The 2,024-nt window shown below is 72.3% G+C and carries 1 protein-coding gene; it reads left to right on the plus strand.

The features are described 5' to 3' along the window. Positions 1-2,024 (plus strand): annexin (locus tag AC1DYN_RS32230; RefSeq protein WP_477966820.1); only part of this gene is annotated, 2,024 nt, incomplete at both ends.

Below are 2,024 nucleotides of genomic sequence, written 5' to 3' on the forward strand. Positions count from 1 at the left end.
GCGCCGGCGATGGCCCCCGGCGATGCCGAGGCCGCGGCCGGCCGCCTGCACATCGGGCTGTACCAGGCCGGCGACTGGCTGCCGTTCCGCAAGGACGCCGACGTCGACACGGTGCACGAGGTGCTGCGCACGCACGACGATGCCGGCAAGCTCAAGATGATCTCCGAGGCCTACCAGCGGCTGTACGGCGACAAGCTGGAGGACGTGATCAACGACCGCATGGACGGCGCCGACCGCGACGTGGCGCTGTCGCTGCTGCACAAGCCGGCCGGCGGCGAATCGGCCGACGCGAAGAAGGGCCAGCAGGACTGGCAGGCCGACCAGGATGCGACGCAGCTGTACCGCGCGGTCGACGGCGCCGGCACCGACGAGGGCGTGCTGCGCTCGACCCTGAAGGACAAGTCGGCCGAGCAGATCGATGCGATCGCGCTGCGCTTCTTCGACCGCTATGCGAGCCAGGATGCCAAGGACGCGGCCGGCCCGGTGCCGAGCGTCGAGGCGGCGCGCAAGGTGTTGCACGACCGCCTGGCCGACGACCTGGGCGGGGCCGAGAAGGGCGAGATCCTGCACCTGCTGGAGGCGCCGAAGGCGGCCGACAAGGAAGGCCAGGTCAAGTTCCAGGCCGACCACGACGCACGCCGGCTGAAGCTGGCGATGGACGGCATGGGCACCGACGAGGACCTGATCCGCGAGGTGATCGGCGGCAAGAGCAAGCCCGAGATCGAGGCCATCGCGGCGTCGTACGAGCGGCAGTTCGGCACCGACCTGCGCGGCCGGCTGGCCGACGAGACCGGCGGGCGCGACACCGTCGAGCTGGTCGAGCAGGACTTCGACCTGGGTGCGCGCGACACGCGCGATCCGGAGGCCGCCGCCGCCGAGCTGCTGCTGCGCGTGCAGCAGCGGGCCGACGTCGAGAAGGGCGGCGTGATGAACACGCTGTCGCAATGGCAGAACGGCAGCGACTGGATGACCAGCTTCCAGCGCAACGCGCACATGGTGTTCCAGTGGGACACCAACTACAAGAGCGATTCCGAGCTGCTCGACCGCGACCTCGCGCTCGGCCAGCAGGCGCTGAAGGACGGCAAGTTCGACGAGGCGCAGCACTTCGGCGACGCGTCGCAGGTGAATCTCGAGAACCTGATCGCCAACAAGGATGCGACCACCAACCTGATCGCCGAGGGCGCGGTGCTGGCGGTGACGCTGCCGATCGTGTTCCTGTCGGGCGGCACCTTCACGCCGGTCGAGGCGGTGATCGTCGGCGCGTTCGCGGGCGCGGCCACCGCCGGCACGGTGTACGCGACGCTGGACCCGCAGGTCGGCAGCAACGAGGTGATGCGGCACGCGCTGATCGGCGCCGCCGAGGGCGCGACGGCCGGCGTGCCGCTGGGCCGCGCCGGCATGCTGAGCAAGGAGGCGGCGCTGGCGACCCGGGCCAGCGCGCGCGCCGGTAAGGTGCTGAAGGGCACGGCCGTCGACAGCGCCGAGTACGCGGGTCGCCACGAGGCGTTCACGGCGGCGGCGACCAAGGCGGCCGGCGCGAAGCAGGCCGTGGCGGAACTGCCCAACACGCTGGGCACGACGCTGAAGGATGGCGTGACCTGGGGCGCGGCCGGTGGCGGCGCCTACGGCTTCGTTGATTCGGCGACCCAGCACGAGACCTGGAAAGACGGCTTCGGCAACGGCTTGCTGAACGTGCTGAAGAACACCGGCACCTCGGCGGTGTTCGGGGTCGGCATGGCGGTGCCGATGAGTGCCGGCTTCCATGCGGCGATGACGCCGTTCCGGCGGCGCGGCGAGGGCGGTGCCGGCGAATCCGGCGATGCGGGGCCGGTGGACGGGCCGCCGCCGGTGTCGACGCGGCGCAGCGAGACGGGCGGCACGCGGCGTACCGAGGTCGACAACGCAGGCCATGCCGAGCCGGACGGCCATGCGACGACGCGGGTCGACGGTCACGGCGACGGCCCGTCCGCGCCCCACCTGCCGGACCGCAGCGGCCCGGCCGTGCGGCCCGCGCGCGCGCGGCC

The organism is Rhizobacter sp. P2_D12, from assembly GCF_056404395.1.